This is a genomic window from Treponema endosymbiont of Eucomonympha sp., assembly GCF_001028545.1.
Genome location: NZ_BBPW01000281.1, coordinates 1 through 822 on the forward strand (window position 1 = coordinate 1; position 822 = coordinate 822).

Sequence of the window (822 nt, forward strand, 5' to 3'; positions counted from 1 at the left end):
GGCTGATATCCTCACCTGCCGCCTCGTGCGCCGCATGCGCTTTTATATACGCCGAATCTATCATACGGGTATCCCCGGCAGGCTCGCCTACTGCGGCGTCCGCCGGTGTTTTCCCTATTCCCTTGTCCCGCCGGCGGCAAAACCGCTTGTGCACGCTGTTCCGGTTCCCGAATTCGGGCAGCACGTCTCTCCGCGGAGCGCCCGTGCGCGTCTGCCGCGTTGATAAAGAATCCCCGCTGCTTGCAGCGGGGTATCAGACCTTAGAAGAAACTAATGAGACTTATGTCGGTAAACTTGATACATATAAATACAAAAAGCATTTGCCTACAATAAAAAATATTAGCATTTTCATTTGAATGAATCATTTAACGCATTAAAAATGTCGTTTAGCGGGTAATAATGGCGGCGGAAATTTCCAATTAGTTTCTGAAACGAAGTATACGCACACCAAAACGTTTCGTCAAACCCGGCTGAAAGATAAAAGCACACACGTTCGGCGGTACATAAGTTTTACCTCTATGCTTTCACCTGTAGGTAAACCTGTCTCTATACGTATAGGCAAGAGCCTATATACCGAGTTTCTTGAAGGAACTCGGCATATAGGTAAAGCCACTTTTTCGCCTTTCGGTCAACCCTCTCGGTAGCCTTGTGCACGGATACTTCCCGCCAATCAAATCATCATCCTTACAGCTTTGGGGTCAGTCCGAGCCATAACGGGTAATGCATCACAGCGCGATTCCGCGCATATCCTCTATAGACCTAAAGCCTTTCCGTGCCATAAACGCGGCGAGCCCGTCGAGAATCGCCGCGGGCGAATGCAGG

The 822-nt window shown here is 49.8% G+C and carries 1 pseudogene; it reads right to left on the bottom strand.

The annotated features are described in order from the left end of the window. Positions 1 to 184, bottom strand: a pseudogene (locus AWU74_RS06545) (hypothetical protein); the annotation flags it as partial. Positions 185 to 822 lie beyond the last annotated feature (638 nt).